17 protein-coding genes are annotated in these 17,023 nt (G+C 67.7%); 4 read left to right on the plus strand and 13 right to left on the minus strand.

The genetic code is table 11. From position 1 onward, the window contains the following. Positions 1 to 4 precede the first annotated feature (4 nt). From ACV7NL_RS11125 to ACV7NL_RS11135, 3 genes are all read right to left on the minus strand, one after another. Complete coding sequence (locus ACV7NL_RS11125) at positions 5 to 1,474, minus strand: FAD-binding oxidoreductase (protein WP_463355692.1); 1,470 nt, start codon at positions 1,472 to 1,474, stop codon at positions 5 to 7. A gap of 242 nt (positions 1,475 to 1,716) precedes the next feature. Beyond that, positions 1,717 to 3,498: a putative bifunctional diguanylate cyclase/phosphodiesterase gene (locus ACV7NL_RS11130; protein ID WP_463355693.1), complete on the minus strand. Its 1,782-nt coding sequence runs from the start codon at positions 3,496 to 3,498 to the stop codon at positions 1,717 to 1,719. Positions 3,499 to 3,847: 349 nt separating this feature from the next. After that, entirely contained in the window at positions 3,848 to 4,198 is a 351-nt protein-coding gene (locus ACV7NL_RS11135; protein WP_056186550.1) for a cupredoxin domain-containing protein, read from the minus strand. A 485-nt stretch (positions 4,199 to 4,683) separates the two neighbouring features. On the opposite strand from ACV7NL_RS11135, the gene ACV7NL_RS11140 reads away from it, so the two are divergent. Next, entirely contained in the window at positions 4,684 to 5,946 is a 1,263-nt protein-coding gene (locus ACV7NL_RS11140) for a D-serine ammonia-lyase (protein WP_463355694.1), read from the plus strand. Between the two features lie 161 nt (positions 5,947 to 6,107). Here ACV7NL_RS11140 and ACV7NL_RS11145 read toward each other — a convergent pair whose 3' ends face one another. Genes ACV7NL_RS11145 through ACV7NL_RS11160 form a run of 4 tightly spaced genes read right to left on the minus strand, consistent with a single transcriptional unit; the run spans position 6,108 to position 9,716 of the window. After that, positions 6,108 to 7,067 (minus strand): aliphatic sulfonate ABC transporter substrate-binding protein, encoded by a 960-nt coding sequence (locus ACV7NL_RS11145; protein ID WP_463355695.1) that lies wholly within the window; start codon positions 7,065 to 7,067, stop codon positions 6,108 to 6,110. Between the two features lie 48 nt (positions 7,068 to 7,115). Further along, complete coding sequence (locus ACV7NL_RS11150; RefSeq protein ID WP_463355696.1) at positions 7,116 to 7,646, minus strand: cupin domain-containing protein; 531 nt, start codon at positions 7,644 to 7,646, stop codon at positions 7,116 to 7,118. 25 nt (positions 7,647 to 7,671) lie between these two features. Then, a complete protein-coding gene (locus tag ACV7NL_RS11155; RefSeq protein WP_463355697.1) occupies positions 7,672 to 8,613 on the minus strand; it encodes an ABC transporter substrate-binding protein in 942 nt (313 codons plus the stop codon). Then, positions 8,613 to 9,716 carry an LLM class flavin-dependent oxidoreductase gene (locus ACV7NL_RS11160; RefSeq protein WP_463355698.1) on the minus strand — a complete coding sequence of 368 codons (1,104 nt, stop codon included), beginning with the start codon at positions 9,714 to 9,716 and terminating at the stop codon, positions 8,613 to 8,615. The genes ACV7NL_RS11155 and ACV7NL_RS11160 overlap by 1 nt, the downstream gene beginning before the upstream one ends. Before the next feature lie 330 nt (positions 9,717 to 10,046). Here ACV7NL_RS11160 and ACV7NL_RS11165 point away from each other — a divergent pair, with 330 nt between their 5' ends. Then, on the plus strand, positions 10,047 to 11,432 hold the full coding sequence (locus ACV7NL_RS11165) for an FAD/NAD(P)-binding protein (RefSeq protein WP_463355699.1): 1,386 nt from the start codon (positions 10,047 to 10,049) through the stop codon (positions 11,430 to 11,432). Positions 11,433 to 11,448: 16 nt separating this feature from the next. On the opposite strand, the gene ACV7NL_RS11170 is transcribed toward ACV7NL_RS11165, so the two are convergent. Beyond that, positions 11,449 to 11,643 (minus strand): hypothetical protein, encoded by a 195-nt coding sequence (locus ACV7NL_RS11170; protein ID WP_463355700.1) that lies wholly within the window; start codon positions 11,641 to 11,643, stop codon positions 11,449 to 11,451. 95 nt (positions 11,644 to 11,738) lie between these two features. On the opposite strand from ACV7NL_RS11170, the gene ACV7NL_RS11175 reads away from it, so the two are divergent. Then, positions 11,739 to 12,008, plus strand: a complete 270-nt coding sequence (locus tag ACV7NL_RS11175) for a hypothetical protein (RefSeq protein ID WP_247635448.1) — start codon at positions 11,739 to 11,741, stop codon at positions 12,006 to 12,008. Between the two features lie 153 nt (positions 12,009 to 12,161). Here the strand turns inward: ACV7NL_RS11175 and ACV7NL_RS11180 are convergent, their stop codons facing one another. From ACV7NL_RS11180 to ACV7NL_RS11195, 4 genes are all read right to left on the minus strand, one after another. Then, entirely contained in the window at positions 12,162 to 13,010 is an 849-nt protein-coding gene (locus ACV7NL_RS11180) for an outer membrane protein (RefSeq protein ID WP_056480167.1), read from the minus strand. 335 nt (positions 13,011 to 13,345) lie between these two features. Beyond that, positions 13,346 to 13,630 carry a hypothetical protein gene (locus tag ACV7NL_RS11185; protein WP_463355701.1) on the minus strand — a complete coding sequence of 95 codons (285 nt, stop codon included), beginning with the start codon at positions 13,628 to 13,630 and terminating at the stop codon, positions 13,346 to 13,348. Between the two features lie 96 nt (positions 13,631 to 13,726). Continuing rightward, a complete protein-coding gene (locus tag ACV7NL_RS11190; protein WP_056479407.1) occupies positions 13,727 to 13,960 on the minus strand; it encodes a DUF2171 domain-containing protein in 234 nt (77 codons plus the stop codon). A gap of 71 nt (positions 13,961 to 14,031) precedes the next feature. After that, complete coding sequence (locus tag ACV7NL_RS11195; protein ID WP_247635447.1) at positions 14,032 to 14,268, minus strand: hypothetical protein; 237 nt, start codon at positions 14,266 to 14,268, stop codon at positions 14,032 to 14,034. Positions 14,269 to 15,185: 917 nt separating this feature from the next. Between ACV7NL_RS11195 and ACV7NL_RS11200 the strand changes: the two genes are divergently transcribed. Then, a complete protein-coding gene (locus ACV7NL_RS11200) occupies positions 15,186 to 15,362 on the plus strand; it encodes a hypothetical protein (RefSeq protein WP_200935796.1) in 177 nt (58 codons plus the stop codon). Between the two features lie 36 nt (positions 15,363 to 15,398). On the opposite strand, the gene ACV7NL_RS11205 is transcribed toward ACV7NL_RS11200, so the two are convergent. Continuing rightward, positions 15,399 to 16,997 (minus strand): c-type cytochrome, encoded by a 1,599-nt coding sequence (locus ACV7NL_RS11205; RefSeq protein ID WP_463355702.1) that lies wholly within the window; start codon positions 16,995 to 16,997, stop codon positions 15,399 to 15,401. Positions 16,998 to 17,023 lie beyond the last annotated feature (26 nt).

Consider the following 17,023-nt stretch of genomic DNA (forward strand, 5'->3'; position numbering starts at 1 on the left):
CGGTTCAGACCAAGGCACCAGCGTTCATGATCCCGTCCGGGTCCAGAGCGTGCTTCAGGGCCCCGATCAGACGAAGCCGGGCCGGATCGGAATAGCGCTCCAGCAGGTCGCGCTTGAAGCGACCGATCCCGTATTCGGCGCTGTAGCTGCCGCCGTATTCCAGCGCGATCGCGTAGAGGTCACGGGCAAAACCGGCCTCGATCATGCGCGTGAACGCGAGCCGATCCTGACCCGGCGGCACGACGAGATTGTAATGCAGATTGCCGTCGCCGACATGGCCGTAGACGGAGAGGCGCACCTCGGGCAGGCGCTCGGCCAGCAGAACGGCGGCGCTGGCGAGGAAGTCGGTCAGCCGCGAGATCGGCAGGGCGATATCGTGCTTGACCGAGCCGCCGGCATGCTTCTCCCCCTCGGGGATCGATTCGCGCACCGCCCAAAAGGCGCGGCGCTGCGCCTCCGATTGGGCGAGGACCGCGTCGGTGACCCAGCCGCGCTCCATCAGGGTTTCGAGGCAGCCCATCAGCACGTCGTCGAGGGGGATGCGGTTGGAGGAGGCGGTGAGTTCCAGGAGCACGGCCCCGCCGGGACCCGCCCTCAACCCGATCTCGCCGCCGCGCAGATCGGCGACGAGGCCGAGGGAGGAAGCCGAGATCAGTTCGAAGGTCGAGGCGAGGTCCGAGGTCTCCCGGCGCACGGTCGCGGCCATGTCCGGGATCGGCGCGCCGGCGGCGAGTTCGAGCCAGGCGGTGGCGCGCTGCGTTTGCGCCGGCCAGAGCTTGAGCACCACGCCGGTGATGATGCCCAGGGTTCCCTCGGCGCCGATGAAGAGTTGCTTCAGGTCGTAGCCGATGTTGTTCTTGCGCAGGGTCCGCATGTCGGAGAACAACGTTCCGTCCGGCAGCACAACTTCGAGGCCGAGGACGAGGTCGCGGGCCATGCCGTAGCGCAGGACCTGGAGCCCGCCCGCATTGGTGCCGAGATTGCCGCCGAGGCGACAGCTGCCTTCGGAGCCGAGGCTGAGCGGCAGGAACAGCCCGTCCGCCTCGGCCGCCTTCTGGGCGTCCGCCAGGATCGTTCCGGCATCGCAAGCCAGGGTGAAGTTCAGCGGATCGACGGCACGGATGCGGGTCATCCGCTCCAGGCTGACCACCAGCTGGCGCCGGCCGGGTTCCGGCGTCGCTCCACCGACATAGCCCGTGTTGCCGCCCTGGGGCACCAGGCCGAACCCGCCTGCGCGGGCGAGCCCGACGAGGGCCTGGACCTCCGCGACGCTGCGCGGGCGCAAGACGGCCGGGGTCTCGCCCTGCATCAGGTCGCGGTGGTCGCGCGTGTACCGGGCGGTCATTCCCGGATCGGTGAGGACTCCGCCGACCCCGAGCACGGCTTCGAACGGGGCCAGGTCGTCGCGATTGGGGTCGTCGCGATTGGGGGCATCGCCATTGCGGGCGTCGCGGTTCGACAGGGACTCCGACATGGGGCAGGGCTCTTCGTGGCTGGCGTCGCATCGGGTCGGCCGGTGCGGACGAACCATGTCGTGCGGCCGCGCGGAAGGGAAGCGTGCTTCCTCGCGTATCCGGCGTCCCGGCAGTTCCGGTCCTTACTGCCATTCGGACTCTTCGGAAGGCTGGAATTCGACCTTGCCCAGGTGCGCGTGGGCGCGCCGATAGCGCCCGCGAATGCCATCTGCTTCCCGAAACGCTGAGGCATAGTTGTGATCTACGCGGCCTCGTTCCGGGAAGACATCCGCGTGGTGAGCCAATGCTGGAGATCGGCGGGGGCCAGCGGCGGCGACATCCAGTAGCCCTGTGCTTCCTCACACTGCCAGGCCCGCAGGATCTCGTAGGCCTGCCCGTCCTCGACACCTTCGGCGACGACGCGGAAGCCGAGCCCACGGGACATCTCGATGAGATGCCGCACAAGCGTTTGCCCCTTGGGGTCGTCGGCAAGATCGCGCACGAACGACTGGTCGATCTTCACCAGGTCCGCGGGCAGGTGCCGTAAGTAGGAAAGACTGCTGTAGCCGGTTCCGAAATCGTCGATGGCCACACGGATGCCCGCGCTTCGGATGGCCCGAAGCTGCTCCTCGACATGCATCCGGTTCTTGATCAGTGCGCTCTCGGTCACTTCAATCTCGAAGGCTGAGGGACGAATGCCGGCCTTTCGCAATTGCCCGATGAGGTCGGTCGCGAACTCGGATTGGTCCAAATTCGCCACCGAGACATTGACCGAGATGGCCAAGTCGATGGCCATGTTTCGCCAAGCGACAATCTGCCGAATGGCTTCGGCCATCACCCAGGCCGTGAGCGGACCGGCCAGATCGGTCTGTTCGACGAGCGGAATGAATTCGCCCGGTGAGACGGCGCCGAGTTCCGGGTGCTGCCAGCGAAGCAGTGCCTCGGCGCCGATGCAGTCTCCGGTGCTCAGAGCGATGCGCGGCTGATAGACGAGCGACAGTTCCTGGCCGGAAACGAGCGCCGTACGCATGTCGCTCAGCAGCCGGAAGCGCCGCCGATGGTGATCGTCGGCGACCATTGAATAGGTGCTGACGGAATGGCCCGTGAGACGCGCCTCCTGGGCTGCGTTGTGAGCCATTCGGATCGCATCTTCGGCAAGATGTTGTCCGACCGCCAGCGGCGCGACCCCGATGACCGGGTTCAGCGCAATCCGCACCGGGGCCGAACTTAGGTGGGTGTGCAGCGTGCCAGCCAAGTTCCCGAGACGATCCTTGAACATGGCCTCGCCGTGAAACGAGGGGACAATCCATGCGAATTGGGCTGCCCCGACATGATAGACCTGTGTGCTCAGCCCAAGATTGCTGGAAATCACCCGGGTTGCCTCTCGCATGAGGTCTTCGATGACCCCGACACCCAGGACCCGTACCGCATCCGACATCTTGAGGGCGTCGATGACCTCAACCAGCGCGAGGTGACGCAGCCCTCCGTTTCCCGTGGCCGCCTGATCGTGAAGGTCCTCGAGCAGTTGATGCCGGTTCGGCAGCCCCGTGATCGCATCGACACGGCCGAACGCGTGCTGAAGTTCGACCTGCGCCATGACCATGGCGGCCAGATCGATGAGCACCGCCTGTTCCTGCTGGGAAACCTGGCGCGGCTCCGGACCGAGAACACACATGGCCCCGAGGCAGAACCCTTCGCGTGTGGTCAGCGGGGCACCTGCGTAGAATCGAATCCCGGATCGAGCCAGGAGACTGTCTCGATAATTGGGATGCTCCATCAGGTCGGGAATCACCAGGGAACCGGACGTGTCCGCCACCTCAGCGCAGGGCGCGCGATCCCGGGGAATCGTCCAGTGATCGACGCCGACCCGGGATTTGAACCATTGCCGATCGCTGTCCGTCAGTGAAATGGCGGCGATCGGGAGATCGAACAGCTGGCTCGCCATTCGGGTGATGCGATCGAAGCTTTCGGCAGGAGGCGTATCGAGGAGCCTCAGTTGCTTAAGAGCATGAAGCCGTTCGTCTTCGGATTTAAGGGTCGCCATTGCCTAGCTCATGTTAGTATTGCAGCGATGTTAGCGGCCAAACACGAACGCAAAACTAATGCTTTAGCCAAGCTCTACCCTCCTGACGGCTCTGTGCGCTTGCGTCACACCTCGATTGCGGATCGCAGGAGCGCCGTCATCGCGCCGTCATGGCGCCGCATCGGCGGCGGCTGATTCCCCTATTCCCGGCGGCCACCGTCCCGGCGGGTCCATCGGAAACACGACGTCCGAGAACGGCCGCCGCTCGGACGAGCGCCGGTCGATTCCGTCGGGAGAGCATGGTTCGGCCTCGCCCCGTGCCGCGCAGGTCCGCCGATCCGGAATAGGCACCGATCAGGCGGATGCCGGATCACTCCACATGGACGGCGAGTTTCATCTTGGGGTGCACGCCACACAGGACGATGAAGTCGCCCCGCTGCGGAAACATCATCGTGGTGCGGCTGCCGGGCGCCTGGTCGCCGAAGTCGCGCCGAACGCCATCGGCCTCGATATAGGCGTGGTGGACGGCGGTCGCTTCCTCGTTCGACAGAACGATAGATCCCCCGGCCTGTAAGCTGACCGCCTGAAAGCCGAACCGTCGCGCTTTCTGGATGACGATGCCGGCGATGTTCGACGTCTCGGCATCGGCTTGGAGGCATCCAAGACAGCCCGTCAACGGCAGGACGAACAACCAACCGCGCCTCTTGCTCAGATCGCTCATAACCCGGCGCCGCTCTCCAACCCCTGATGCAAATCCTTCACCGAGAGCCTAAACGGTCACGGTTCCGAGATCGTTGCAATTTGGCGGATGGCAAAACATTCGTCGTTCGTAGTTGTTCGAAAGTGAATCAATCCGTCGAAACCGTTCCGTCCAGAGCTAAGGCTTTCAAATCGATGCTTCGATATCTGTAACATATATCAAGTGTGCTTCATGCTCGCCTGCCATAACGTTTTTCGGAGCGAGCGTTCAGCTTGTAGGCCTGGGCTCACCTCGTGCCCCCGGACCCGACCACTCTCCCGGTTCAGACAGGCCGACATCACCGCGTCGATCCGGCGAAGCCGTGCGTTCAAGGAACCGATGCGAGGAAAATTTCTCTGCCCTACGCCTCGGTCCTGTGCACCGGGTTCGACGATACGCCGCGCGTTCTCTGATATCCCTGCCATTCCGGCATCGTTGCACCGCCCCCATCCGAAAGAACGCCGCCCATGACCGATCATCCGGCAGGAATCCCGGACGCCGTGCGGGCGGGGCGTCCGACCGTATGGCGCAATCCCCATCGCCGGGTGGCGAGAGAGGTTCTGCCCGGTCTGGCGTTCGGCTTGGCCGAGGTCAGGGCGGCGGAGGCGCGCTGGCGCCGCTTCGATCCGCTGTTGGCCCGACTGTTTCCCGAGTTGGAGACCGGGCGGATCGACTCGCCCTTCCTGCCGCTGGACCCGACACTCGCCGCCGAGGTCAGCGGCCTCGATGCGGCGCATCTGTGGGTGAAGGCCGATCACGACCTGCCGGTGACGGGCTGCATCAAGGCGCGCGGCGGCGTCTACGAGGTGCTGGTCACGGCCGAACGGCTGGCCTTCGACCAGGGCTGGCTGCGCGAGGGCGAATCCTACGCGCGCCTCGCCGAGCCCGCGATGCGGGCCGCCTTCGGAGCCTACACGGTTGCGGTCGGCAGCACCGGCAATCTCGGCTTCAGCGTCGGCGTCATGGCCCGCGCCCTCGGCTTCCAGGTCGAGGTCCACATGTCCCACGACGCCAAGGCGTGGAAGAAGCAGCGCCTGCGCGATCTCGGCGCCCGCGTGGTCGAGCATGCAGGAGATTACGGCAGCGCGGTCGCGGCGGCGCGCGACGCCTTCGCGGGTCGGGCCGACGCGCATTTCGTCGACGACGAGAGTTCGGTCGACCTGTTCCTGGGCTATGCGGCGGCGGCCTTCGACCTCGAACGCCAGTTGGACGAGGCCGGGGTGCGTGTCGATTCCGACCACCCGCTCGTCGTCTACCTGCCGTGCGGGGTCGGGGGCGCGCCCGGCGGCGTGACCCTCGGGCTGACATTGCTGTTCGGCGATGCCGTGCACTGCGTCTTCGTCGAGCCGGTCGCCGCCCCCTGCATGCTGGTGCAACTCGCGGCCGGACTCGACCGGCCGGTCAGCGTCTACGATATCGGCCTCGACAACCGCACCGCCGCCGATGGCTTGGCGGTGTCGAGCGCCTCGCTCCTCGTGGCCGGCACCGTCGGCGGGCTCATCGCCAGCGTGGTCACGGTGGCGGATGCGGACCTGTTCACCTGGGTCCGCGCCCTGTGGCAGCGGGCCGAGATGCGCCTCGAACCCTCGGCGGCCGCCGCGTTCGCCGCCATCCGCCCAGCGCTCGCCAGCCTCCCCGAATTGCAGATTGCGACCCACGTGGTGTGGACGACCGGCGGTGCCCTGCTGCCCGAGGCCGAGTTCCGGAAGGCACTGGCGGGCGCTGCGTAGGGCGAGGCGACGAGGGAGCGGCCGAACCGGCGGCGCTTGCGCGGCCGGGCGACTTTCCCTGCTACCGCGACCCCTTCGGCTTCCGGACCGCCCCGCACCCTTGCTGCTGGTTCGGGACAAACCGACCGGGTGGGTGACGACCCGGTCGGAACCGGCTCGCCTCAGAGCCCCGGCGGCGCCCAGATCGGGAGGGCGGAGGCGTCGACGGCGCGGGGCAGGAGCCCTTCGGCCCGGAACGCGTCGGCGATGGTCTGCTGCTCGGACAGGCCGGCGCGGGTGACCGGCTCGACCGCGTAGCTGCGGCGCCCGTTGGCCTGCAGCACGATGGCGGGGTCGAGCTTCCACAGGGCGCCGAGGCGCGCCGCGGCGGCCTCCGGGTTGGCCTTCACCCAGGCGCCGGTCTCGCGCAGCTTGGCGAACAGAAGGGTGAGCACGTCGGCGCGCTGTGTCGCGTAATCGGCACCCGCCAGGTAGTAGCGCTTGTACTGCGACAGACCGGTGCCGTCGCGCAGCACCCGGGCACCGGTCTGCTGCTCGGCCGCCGACAGGAACGGGTCCCAGGCGACCCACGCCTCGACGCTGCCGCTGGCCAGCGCCGCGCGTCCGTCCGAGGGCGTGAGATAGGCCGGGCTGATCGCCTTGAAGGGCAGCGTCTCCGAGGCCAGGGCGGCGAGCAGCAGATAATGGCTGCCGGCCCCCTTGGTGACCGCGACCTTGCGCCCTTTCAGATCGGCGATGGACCGGATCGAGGACTCGGCGCCGACGAGAATCGCCTGCGCCTTGGGCGAGGCGGCTTCCTGGGCGATGTAGGTGATCCGCGCCTGGGCGGCCTGGGCGAAGATCGGCACGGTGTCGGCCACGTCCGCCGAGACGTCGATCTGCCCGGCATTGAGCGCCTCCATGATCGGAAGGCCGCTGGTGAATTCATGCCAGGAGACGGTCACGCCGAGCGGCGCCAGGGCCTTCTCCAGGGCGGAATCCTCCTTCAGGAGGGCGATCAGCGTCGAGGATTTCTGGAAGCCGATGCGGAGTTTTCCAGGCTCCGCCCGGGCGCCTCGGGGCAACAGGGCGAGGAGGCTGAGGCCGGCGGCGGCCTTCAGCGCGTGACGACGGTCGATCATGGAGGCGTGTCTCGTTTCGTCGGAAGCATTGTGCGGAGTGCGCAGCGGTCAGGGATGCTTGTGGATCGGATCGACCCAGTGGACGGTCTCGGGGCGCTCGACCGGTTCGACATCGGTGATGTTGACCACCACGGCCTCGTTGTCGGAGCGCACCAGGACGCAGTTCAGCGGCTGGTCCGGATCGGCGTTGATCTCCTGGTGCGGCACGTAGGGCGGCACGAAGATGAAGTCGCCGGGGCCGGCCTCGGCCACGTATTCGAGCCGGTCGCCCCAGCGCAGGCGGGCGCGGCCGGAGACCACGTAGATCACACTTTCCAGAGCGCCGTGATGATGCACTCCGGTCTTGGCGTCCGGGGCGATCGCCACCGTGCCGGCCCAGATCTTCTGGGCACCGACGCGCGCGTGGTTGATCGCCGCCTGCCGGAACATGCCGGGGGTCTGGGCGGTGTTGGGATCGAGCTTGTCGCCCGGGATCACCCGCACGCCATCGTGCTTCCAGCGATCCGCCGGGGCGGCATCGTCGTGCTCTCGGTGCACATGAGCTTGATCGGTCGGGTCGTGATCGTGGTCGCCGTGCATGTCTCGCCTCCTCCTGCGGTGCGGCTCATCGTACCGCGACGGCGGCGGGCGCGAAGCTGCGGTCGAGGATCGCGTCGGCCTTGGGTGCGCGCGCCTGTGGGATCAGCCCGGAACGGACGTACAGGTCGATGTTGCGCTGCTCGTCGGCGATGACGGCCTCGTCGATCGGCACGGCACGGTACTGCGCCCGCGCGAACCAGCGCAGGGGCACCGCCTCCGGCAGGCCGATGAGCTTCGACCAGAGTGCGGCATAGGGGGCGGGGTCCTTCAGTGCCCAGTCGCGGGCCGCGACAAGGCGACGACCGAAATCGGCGAGCAGCGCACGCTTGCGCGTCAGGGCCGCATCGCTCGCGACCGCGAAGCTGAGGCCCGGCGTGATGCCGTTGCCGTCGCGCACCACGCGGGCGAGGCCGGCGAGTTCGGCCGTGGAGGTGTAGGGCTCCCAGGTCGCCCAGGCCTCGACGCTGCCGCTGGCCAGCGCGATCTTGGCATCCGCCGGCGGCAGGAAGCGCAGGGTGACCGCGCCGGCCGGAAGACCCGCTTCCTCCAGGGCCGCCAGCACGACCTGATGGCCGATGGAGCCGCGATTGGTGGCGATGCTCTTGCCCCGCAGGTCGGCGACCGTCTTCACCGGCGAGTCCTTGGCCACCAGGATCGCGAGCCCGTCCTGACGGTTGCGAAAAGCCAGGAAGGCCTTCACCGGCACTCCGGCGGCGGCCGCGAAGGTGAAGGGCGCGTCGCCCACGCCCCCGGCATCGATCGCCCCGGCATTGAGGGCTTCCAGCAGGGGCGCGGCGGCGGGAAACTCGCTCCAGTCGAGGCGATAGGGCAGGTCGCCCAACACGCCGGCCGCTTCCATCAGCGCGCGGGCGTTGCCGCGCTGATCGCCGACACGCAGCACCGCCTCGTCGGCGCGGGCCAGGGCCGTGAGGGCCAGGAGCGCGAGGGCTGTCAGGACGATCCGCATCACGCCGCCTCCGCTCGGGCGCCGCGTCGGGCGAGAAGCCGGCGGAAGGCCGGGATCAGGTCGCGACCGTAGGCGATGGCGTCCTCCAGCGGGTCGAAGCCCCGGATCAGGAAGGTCCGTACGCCGAGGTCGTGATAGGCCAGCAGCGCTTCGGCAACCTGCTCCGGCGTGCCGACGAGGGCGGTGGAATTGCCGGATGCGCCGGTCTCGTGGGCGATGGCGGTGTAGAGCCGGGCGTCGAGGCGGGTGCCCTGCGCCGCCGCGGCGAGCAGGCGGCGCGAGCCCTCGTTCTGCGGCGAGGCGGCCGGACCCAGGCCCTGCGCGGCGCGGGTCGCGCGGGTCCGGGCCAGGATGTTTTCGGCCCGGGCCCAGGCCGCGTCTTCCGTCGCCGCCAGGATCGGCCGGAAGGACAGGCTGAAACGCGGGTCGCGCCCGTACGGAGCGGCCGCCGCCCGGACCTTGCCGATGGCCTCGCGGACCTGATCCAGGCTTTCGCCCCAGAGGGCGTAGGTGTCGGCATGGCGGCCCGCCACCGCGATGGCGGCCGGCGAGGCGCCGCCGAAATAGACCGGGATGCCGCCCTGGCGCACCGGTTTCACCTCGGAGAAACCGCGCGCGATCCGGTAATGCGCGCCAGCGAAGTCGAAGGGTTTCGCGGCCGTCCAGACCTGACGGACGATGGTCAGGAATTCGTCGGTGCGGGCGTAGCGCTCGTCCTTGGTCAGGTGATCGCCGTCCTGCGCCAGTTCGCGGTCGTCGCCGCCGCTGATGGCGTGAATGGCGACGCGTCCGCCGGTGAGCTGGTCGAGGGTGGCGAACTGGCGCGCCGCCACGGTGGGGGCGGTGAAGCCGGTGCGGTGGGCGATCATCAGGCCGATCCGGTCGGTCACCGCCGCGATCTGGGCCGAGAGCAGAAGGGCGTCGGGCGCCGTCGCATAGAAGGCCACCAGAATGCGGTCGAATCCGCCCCATTCATGGGCCTGCGCCAGCAGGTTGAGGTAATCGCGATCGATGGCGGGGCCGGCAGCCGCATGGGTTTCCGACTGGTCGCGCGGGGCGGCGAACCCGATGAACTCGACGGCATCCGGACTGAGGAAGCTCATGGGGTCTCCTGGGCTTGGGGCGAGTGTCGACGGAGCAAGATTTCAAACGTGCTGGGTTCGGCCCGCTCCGACGGGTCGCAGCGATCCCCCCAATGGTCCTTTCGCAGCATCGTGAAGTCAACGAGAACGTTCGTTTTTCAGAACGATGCCTCACAGAAGATCTTTCCAATCCGCATGGCTCAGCGAGAATTTCGATTCCAAGACCAGGATATCCGGATGGAACCCGCGAAGATCTTTGACCAACCGGGCTTTGGATCGACGAACACCCAAACGCCTTGTTCTTTAAAAAGGACGATCCTATGACAGCGCGACGCCTCGGGAGTGGAGCCCATGACCTCACAAACACGGCCGTTGCCCGTTGCGGTGATCGGCGGCGGGTTCAGTGGCCTGATGGCGGCGGAGCGTCTGCTGGGCGCGCTCCCGCCCGACCGCCCGGTGCTGCTTTACGAGCGCAGCCGCCCCTTCGGCCTCGGGCTCGCCTACGCCACCGCGAACCCGGATCATCTGCTGAACCTGCGGGCGACACAGATGAGCGCCGACCCCGACCGTCAGGACGACTTTGCGGAGTGGCTGGCCCGCACTCCGTTCGATGTCACTGAGCGCAGGGGCATCCGCGTCACCGAAGCAGGGACCTTCGCGTCGCGGGGCGTGTATGGCCGTTATCTCGCCGCCCGCTGGGAGCGCGTGGTCGCCGGGGCGGGCGACCGGCTTCAGGCGATCCATGCGGGGATCGTCGATGTCGAACGAACCCCCGAGGGCTTCGTGCTGCACGACGGGGATGGAACGACCCGACGGGTGGCCGGCCTCGTCCTCGCCATGGGCAACCTGCCGGGGCCGGTCGTTGCAGCGAGCCGGTACCGGCGCGATCCCTGGCGGCCGGACACGTTCGGGTCGCTCGACCCGGACCGCGATGTGCTGGTGATCGGCACCGGCCTGACGATGATGGATTCCGTCGCGACCCTCCGGCATGCGGGCTTTGCGGGCCGCATCGTCGCCGTATCGCGCCGGGGATTGCTACCGAAGCCCCACGCGCCGGTCGCGGCCGGGCACCGCCCGAGCCTGACGCCCGAGATCCGGGCCTCGGCGCGCAAGCTCTTCGGCGCGGTTCGGCACGCGGTCGCGTCGGCCGAGGCGGCGGGGGCGGATTGGCGCGGGGTGATCGACGCCCTTCGCCCGGTGACCGACGAACTCTGGACCGGCTTGCCCCCGACCGAGCAGGCCCGGGTGCTGCGCCACATCCGGCCCTACTGGGACGTGCACCGCCACCGCACGGCGCCACCGGCCGCCGAGGCCATCGCCGCCGAGATCCGGCGCGGGCTGCTGGTCGTGCGGGCCGGGCGCATCGTCGCCCTCTCGGATACGCCGGAGCATGCGGTGGTGACCATCCGCCCGCGCGGAACCCGGGATCGCGAGACCATCGCGGCCCAGGCGATCCTCGACGCCACCGGCTTCAGCCGCCTCGCCGAGACCGAGGATCCGCTCATCCGCGCGCTGCTGAGACGTGGCCTGATCCAGCCCGGTCCCTTCGGCCTCGGCATCGCGGCGACGCCCGGCGGTGCGGTGACCGGGCCGGAGGAGGGCCGAGCGACCGATGCGCCGCTCTGGGCGTTCGGCCCGATGCTGCGCGGTGTGCTCTGGGAATGCATTGCCGTACCGGATATCCGCGACGCTGCCGGCGACCTCGCCGACCGCGTGGCGCGCCGGATCTCCGGCTGATGCGATCCACCGGCGCTCAGGCTTGCTCGTCACCGCCGGGCAGCACGTTCTCTCGAAGAGGCCCCGGCCATCCGTTTGCGCCTACCGCCGGCCGGAACTTCAGAAGCACTTTGCCCAGGCGATCCGGTAGATTTCTGCCGTCGGCGGTCCCAATCAGCCGCCGGATGGAGAGGAGTCCCGTGCCGATGCCTGTGCCGATGTCCACGTCCATCTCGAACCCCATCTCCGTCCGCCCATCCTGCTGCCGCTGCCGCTGGCCGATCGAGGGAGCATGCGCAACGGACACGAGGATCGGGGACCATCGTCATGGAACTTCACGTCAGATCGACTGAGAGCGCCGGACCGGCCGGTGGCGCCGCCCTGTTCGGGCCACGCAGCCTTCGGCGCAGCTACGGCAGGGCGGCGGCCGAGGCGGCCATCGAGAATGGCCTGCTGCCGCACGAACTCTCCGCCCTGCTTGCCGGGCGCCGCGTGGTCGAGGCGTTCCCGGTGGCGGGCCGCGAGAGCCTTGCCGATTACGCCGACCGCGCCGTCGCCGAGATGATGGTGGCCTATGTGAGCCAACCCCTGGCCTGAGCCCGCCCATACCGGCAGGCGGGCGGGCCAGGTGCCGAGCGAACTCAAACGTAGAAACGCCCCGAGGATCGCTCCTCGGGGCGCGCTTCGACGAAAGCGGCCAGATGATCGGGACTGGGGAGCGCTTCGGCCGAACCGAGTGCTCTCGCGGTCTTAGTAGGCGCCGAACTTGTAGTTCAGGCCGGCGCGGACGACGGCGAACTCGGTCCCGCTGTTGCGGTTGGTGAAACCGGGCTGGCGGTAGAGCACGTTGTTGGTGTCGACGGCGTAGACGCCCGGGCTCTTGTTGCCCTGGTCGAGGTTCACGTACAGGCCTTCGACCTTGAGCGTGACGGCCGACGAGCGGAAGAAGTTCAGGAACGAGTCGGTGGGGAGCGCGTACTCGATACCGCCGCCAGCGGCCCAGCCGGTGCGGAAGCTGTCGTTGCCGCGGTAGCCGCCGAACGAACGCTCGTTGCTGCCGGCGCCGTAGGCGAAGCCGCCGGTGCCGTACACCAGGGTGCGGTCGAAGGCATAGCCGACGCGACCGCGGACGGTGCCGAAGTAGTCGAGACCGGCCGTGCCGCGCGGATCGACGAAGGTGACGCCGGGCGCGGGGGCGAAGCCGGGGGTCAGGATCGCGGCGGTGCGGCTGCGGCCGAAATCGACATACTGGGCGTCAGCCTCGACACCGACGACCAAGCCCGAACCCGGGGTGAACTGGTGGTTGTAGCCGATCTGACCGCCGCCCGTGAAACCCTCGTTGGAGTTGTTCGAGTAGGCGATCTGCGACGGGCTGCTCGGTCCGACATCGAGGTTCGGGAACACGTTGTTGAAGACGTTGCTCTGGTTCTTGGCCGTATCGAAACCGTAACCCGCGTTGAAGCCGGCATAGAAGCCGGTCCAGGTGAACACCGGCACCGGCACGAAAACCGGGGGAGCCGCGCGGCGGGGAAGATCGGCGGCCGAAGCTGCAGCCGTCAGGCCGGCGAGCACGGTGGAAGCGACGAGGATTTTCTTGATCATTGGTTTTCAGGCCCGGCTCGAAGACCGCATTCACGATGCGTGTAAAACTTGTCTATCCAGAGTCCAGGCGAGTCCCTAGTGCATCGATGCAACACTAGAGACTCGTTTGAGATTCCGATCGATTGTGTGAGGCACGGTCATATTCAGTGGATACGCCGATAAATTTCATGGAATGTTTATAAAAAGCAATCAGATCGGCTGCATAGCCCGAATCTTAGACGAAATATATTTTCTTCGACTCAGAGATATTATTTCAGTATTGATAGATAAGCCGGATGATTTGGACATAAACGGAAGAAACCATCTTCATTCAGGTCTTATCCGATTAATATTCAGACGGCTCCATCACGAAGACCTTCGGCGAGTTGCAGCGCTTCGAGCACAGCCTTGCCGATCCGGTCCGCTTCGTCTTCTCCAGCCGGGTTGGCGAGAACCACTGCCACATGCCTCGGAACCGACAGACCTTCGGCGCCGACCGTGACCTGCAACTCGTCGCCATGCGGTGCCTCGATGCGGCGCAATCCGACGCGAAGCCCCGCCGCCTCGCCGAACACCCGCTCCAGGCCCGCAAGCACGGCCCGGCCGGTTCCGAAATCGCCGTTGATCACGTCAGCCATGAGGAAAAACCCTTGAGTTCCGCGGACGGGCCGCGTCGGACGGACGGCCCGGCATGGGCCGCCCGCGACGTCCTAGCGCTGCCGCTCAATGCAGCGCTAGGACGTCGACCATTCCCGCTTGACCTCCTCCGCCGGCCGATCGAGCCGCACGGTGCCGCCCTCGACGGAGTGCACGAAGTCCACGGGGATGAAGTGATGCAGGCCCCCGGCCTCCGGGTCCGTCTTGGTCAGCTTGATCTCGCCCTTGTCGACGTGATCGACCGTGCCGACATGGGCGCCATCGGAGCCCACCACGTTCGCGTGTTCCTTGATCTGCGCGACATCGACCATCGGTTTCACTCCCTGTTGCAATCTCAACGGGAGCGATGAGGCGGTGTTCCGAGAAGCGGACCGATCCAGCTTCAGTGGCTCGTCGAGGGCTCCCGGGGCCGTTCCCGGCGGGCCGCCCGGGCCATGTTGATGAGTTCGCGCGCCGTCAATCCGCGCGCCGGGAGATCGGTCTCCTCGGGCCGGGTGGTCATGAGGGGTCGGCCTTGCGCAAGGCCGCTGGACCGGAGGTTCGAATCATGCCTGCGCCAGAGCCGCCGAAGGCGCTTCGCGCGCCCGTCCTTCGGTCCGCCCTGCGTTTCCACCGCCATGCATCGTCTCTCCGCGTCTGTTGCCGGCCGATAGCAAAGCTTGGCCGTGGGCGATATTCTTGAAGTGGGCGCGCCCCGCTCTAGGGGAGGCGGGTCGGCCGGCCCCGCGCCCTGGATCGGCGACGTTCACGCTTCCTTAACCCTGTTCGTTCACACAGGGGGCAAGCCGGTGGCGGTCTCGGACCACCTGACCGGCAACGGCCATGCTGCCGGATTCCTGTGACGCCGGATGTACGCGCACAGGAATCCGATCGGCATGGCCGTTGGCATTGGCCGGCCCATGTGCCGCCGGCGCGCGGCGCGTCTGAACCGTCTTCCGCTCATCGGCGTTGAACCGTCTGTCTCCCGGGCGTCCGCGCACAGGCGCAACGCCTCCACCCGACGGATACGGACGATCGACCATGGCCCTCTTCTTCGCCCTGTTCCTCATCGGAACCCCGATGGCTCTCGCCGCCTTCGAACTGTCCCGCCTTCGGGCGACGCGTCCCCTCTGAGCGGCGACGCCGGTCAGCTGGCACGGACGTTCGTTGCGCTTGCGGGTCAGCGGCCCTTGTGCGGCCTCAGCTTGCGAGGATCCGCAGCGGCGTCGCGGCAGGACGGGTCGCCCTCGGCGTTGAGGTCGATGGCGCGCTGAAGCGCCATCTTGGCCTCGGACAGCTTGTCCTCCGAAGGTTTTTCGTCCGCTCGACTTCGCGGAAGGCGGGCGTGTTCACCGCGCTCCCGCCGACCGGAGGGCGCAGGCAGGTCGTCCGTACGGGGTGCGCATCGCGAACGATGATGTCGTGTATTCGAAAACCGGATCTCTGAGCTTCAGAACTCGAACAACAACATTTCCTTGTATCCGCTCTCGTTATCGTCAAGCTGGAACTGGATATCCTCTGGTCGATTGATCTCGACACATCCCACCAGGGGGGCACATGCAGGACCAAACGCTGATCTTCGGCCTGGCACTGGCGACATTCGCCGTTGCCATCGCGGCCCTGCTCGTGATGCGGGTTCGAGTCGCGGCCAAGAAGAAGTCGCCGGAGCGCTCCGCCTTCGTCGAGACCCATGGCGGGCCGCCCCGGCCGAACCGGCCGGGTACCGAACACTGAGAGGCCGGAGATCGCGGGTGCGCCCGCGCCGGAGTCTCAGGGCTTTGCGGCGCGCAGCTCCGGGTTTTTCAGCTGGCTGTAGGTGACGCTGGAAAAGCTGCCGATCACCGCGTGCCAGCCGGCCTTGTCGTAGCGCGGATCCTGGCGGGCAGCCTTGCAGAAGGCGGTCGTCAGCCCGTTGACGATGTCGTCGCCCTTCGCTTCCGGCGCGGCCGCCCGAATCTTCGGCAGCAGCGCGTCAATCACCGGAATGAAGTTCTCCGGCTCCAGGCCGGCAAGGCTTTGGGCTGCGCCGGATTCGGCGATGGCCTTGGCCACCTCCGGCTGAGCGATCTCGGCACAGGGCGCGCTCCCGGCCAGCATGGTCTCGGTGGCCTTGCGCGACGCGGCGACGATGCCGCGCTCGCCGATCACCGGGGCGGCGTTGCCCCAGGCATTGCGGACATAGTCGGTGACGTCGGCGACCTCCTGGTCGGTCATGCCGACGCCGATGGCCGGCATCGGCGCGTAGCCGTTCTGCGCCGCGAGGCCGCCGAGGATCACGCGGATGACCGTCTCCGGCCCCTGCGCCTGCACCGAGGTGTTGCCGGCGAGCGCCGGGATCGCGCCCTCGACGCCCCGGCCATCCGGTTTGTGGCAGGACGAGCAGTAGCTGAGATAGGTCGCGGCGCCGGGGGCGTCGGCCTGATTGAAGGCCTGGATGTCCTTGACCTTGTAGCTCTCCTTGGCTTTCTGCGTGCGCAGGTAGGCCACCATCGCCTTCAGATCGGTATCGGTCAGCTTGGACAGCGATTCCTCGATGGTCTGGCGCATCGGCCCGGCCGCGACGCCGGGCTGGTTGCCGGGCGCGGCCCCGGTCTTGAGGTAGGTCACCACCTGTTCGTCGCTCCAGGCGCCGATGCCGGTGTGGTCGTCCGGCGTGATGTTGGGCGCGTACCACCCATCAATGACGCCGCCGCCGAGCTTGCCGGCCAGCCCGCTGTTGCCCACGATCTTGTTGGCGTTGTGACACATGCCGCAATGGCCGAGCCCCTCGACGAGGTAGCCGCCGCGATTGACCTCGGGGCTCGCCTGCGGATCGGGCTGGAACTCGCCCGCCGTGAAAAAGGCGGTGCGCCAGGTGATCAGCGCCGTGCGGATGTTGAATGGGAAGGGGATCTCGGAGGGCTTGCGCGGCTCGTGCACCGCCGGCAGCGACTTCAAATAAGCGAAGATCGCGTCGGAATCGGCGCGCGTGACCTTGGTGTACCAAGCGAACGGGAAGGCCGGATAGAGATAGGAGCCGTCCTTGGTGATGCCCTCGTGGAAGGCGCGATAGAAATCGTCGGCGCTCCATCGCCCGAGGCCGGTCTCCGGGTCGGGGGTGAGGTTGGGCGTCCGGATCTTGCCGATCGGCGTGTTGAGCACGTAGTTGCCGGCGAACGGCTTGCCGTCCGGCGCGGTGTGGCAGGCGACGCAATCCCCGGCGGTGGCGAGGTACTCGCCGCGCTTGATCAGGTCGGCATCGCCGGAGGCCGGGGCCGCGCTCTGGGCCGCGGCGGCATGAGCACCGAGGGCCAGGGCAACGGCCGCTAGGGCGGGGCGATTCAGCACCCGCCAGGGCCTGAGCGGGAGAGCGGGGCGGCGATATCTCATGGCGTCTCTCCGAATCGGGCTGTGCG

Source organism: Methylobacterium sp. Ger2507, from assembly GCF_055231875.1.

Coding starts and splice junctions, on each gene's coding strand:
- ACV7NL_RS11125 (WP_463355692.1), bottom strand. CDS start 1,474: ATGTCGGAGTCCCTGTCGAACCGCGACGCCCGCAATGGCGATGCCCCC.
- ACV7NL_RS11130 (WP_463355693.1), bottom strand. CDS start 3,498: ATGGCGACCCTTAAATCCGAAGACGAACGGCTTCATGCTCTTAAGCAA.
- ACV7NL_RS11135 (WP_056186550.1), bottom strand. CDS start 4,198: ATGAGCGATCTGAGCAAGAGGCGCGGTTGGTTGTTCGTCCTGCCGTTG.
- ACV7NL_RS11140 (WP_463355694.1), top strand. CDS start 4,684: ATGACCGATCATCCGGCAGGAATCCCGGACGCCGTGCGGGCGGGGCGT.
- ACV7NL_RS11145 (WP_463355695.1), bottom strand. CDS start 7,067: ATGATCGACCGTCGTCACGCGCTGAAGGCCGCCGCCGGCCTCAGCCTC.
- ACV7NL_RS11150 (WP_463355696.1), bottom strand. CDS start 7,646: ATGCACGGCGACCACGATCACGACCCGACCGATCAAGCTCATGTGCAC.
- ACV7NL_RS11155 (WP_463355697.1), bottom strand. CDS start 8,613: ATGCGGATCGTCCTGACAGCCCTCGCGCTCCTGGCCCTCACGGCCCTG.
- ACV7NL_RS11160 (WP_463355698.1), bottom strand. CDS start 9,716: ATGAGCTTCCTCAGTCCGGATGCCGTCGAGTTCATCGGGTTCGCCGCC.
- ACV7NL_RS11165 (WP_463355699.1), top strand. CDS start 10,047: ATGACCTCACAAACACGGCCGTTGCCCGTTGCGGTGATCGGCGGCGGG.
- ACV7NL_RS11170 (WP_463355700.1), bottom strand. CDS start 11,643: ATGGACGTGGACATCGGCACAGGCATCGGCACGGGACTCCTCTCCATC.
- ACV7NL_RS11175 (WP_247635448.1), top strand. CDS start 11,739: ATGGAACTTCACGTCAGATCGACTGAGAGCGCCGGACCGGCCGGTGGC.
- ACV7NL_RS11185 (WP_463355701.1), bottom strand. CDS start 13,630: ATGGCTGACGTGATCAACGGCGATTTCGGAACCGGCCGGGCCGTGCTT.
- ACV7NL_RS11190 (WP_056479407.1), bottom strand. CDS start 13,960: ATGGTCGATGTCGCGCAGATCAAGGAACACGCGAACGTGGTGGGCTCC.
- ACV7NL_RS11195 (WP_247635447.1), bottom strand. CDS start 14,268: ATGGCGGTGGAAACGCAGGGCGGACCGAAGGACGGGCGCGCGAAGCGC.
- ACV7NL_RS11200 (WP_200935796.1), top strand. CDS start 15,186: ATGCAGGACCAAACGCTGATCTTCGGCCTGGCACTGGCGACATTCGCC.
- ACV7NL_RS11205 (WP_463355702.1), bottom strand. CDS start 16,997: ATGAGATATCGCCGCCCCGCTCTCCCGCTCAGGCCCTGGCGGGTGCTG.